1 protein-coding gene and 1 pseudogene are annotated in these 984 nt (G+C 51.5%); one reads left to right on the forward strand and one right to left on the reverse strand.

The genetic code is table 11. The features are described 5' to 3' along the window. Positions 1 to 80: 80 nt before the first annotated feature. Positions 81 to 528 (reverse strand): annotated as a pseudogene (locus tag A7090_RS24305) (IS4/Tn5 family transposase DNA-binding protein); the annotation flags it as partial. Positions 529 to 776: 248 nt separating this feature from the next. Here A7090_RS24305 and A7090_RS24310 point away from each other — a divergent pair. Further along, positions 777 to 984, forward strand: a 208-nt coding sequence (locus tag A7090_RS24310) for a transposase (protein ID WP_198599616.1), incomplete at its 3' end; no start/stop codon positions are given.

The raw sequence follows: 984 nt of genomic DNA on the forward strand, positions 1-984 counted from the left end.
CCGCGGTTTTTCAGTTCAGTCAGCACATTGAGCCAGAACTTCACTCCTTCATTTTCGGCCAGCTGCACGCACCACGAAGCGCTGTCCGTGGCCCGACTCCAGCACTGCTGTTCGATAAGACCGACTGGCAGGGCGCTGTCGGGGGCGTACATCAGGACAGAGTGAGCCAGCAGCCCACGCATCTTCGGGTTAGTGGTGGTATTCCCATGGTCATCAAATGCCGTACTGTGGCTGAAGTTAATGGGGGGGGGCTTCCAGTGCGAGGAGCAGCGGATGTGCCTCACATGCCCTTGCAGTGGCGGTAAATCCGGCTTCGGCAATGACTTCCGGGGACACAGACGGGTTACGTATCAGGCGGTACGCACCTTCAACCTGAGCAGTGGAGTGGGATGATTTCACAATAGAGAGACCGGCATGCTGAGCGAGAGAAGAGGCCAGTGATACAAGGCGTCGTGTACGACGCGGATCACCGAGACGAGCATGTCCAGATGGCTCGTTAGCCCATGAATAACAATCAGAAAGAACCATAACAGACCCGAATAAAATGAAATATAAGAAGAAGATCAACGGGTGAAGAAAAAGTTCAAAAAATCGCTGCCGGGGAGGAAGGGAACTACCGGATGGAAAGAGTCTCCCCTAAAGCAGACTGACAGACATCACAAATCCCCTAGGGCCGGAGCATACTTTGTTAACAAGATTTAACACGAGACTGTAATTTGAATTGTGTATCTGCCTGTTTTTGATATGTTCACTCCAACACCGGAGACAGGCAAATTATGGACGAAAATAAACTCAAAGCGCTGGCGGCTGAACTGGCTAAGGGCCTTAAAACCGAAGCTGATCTTAACCAGTTTTCCCGTATGCTGACTAAGCTGACCGTTGAAACGGCGCTCAATGCAGAGCTGACTGACCATCTCGGGCATGAGAAAAATGCGCCTGAAAAAGGCTCTAATACCCGCAATGGCTACTCGTCAAAAACGCTGC

It is taken from the genome of Escherichia sp. MOD1-EC7003 (assembly GCF_002965065.1).
Lineage (GTDB): Bacteria > Pseudomonadota > Gammaproteobacteria > Enterobacterales > Enterobacteriaceae > Escherichia.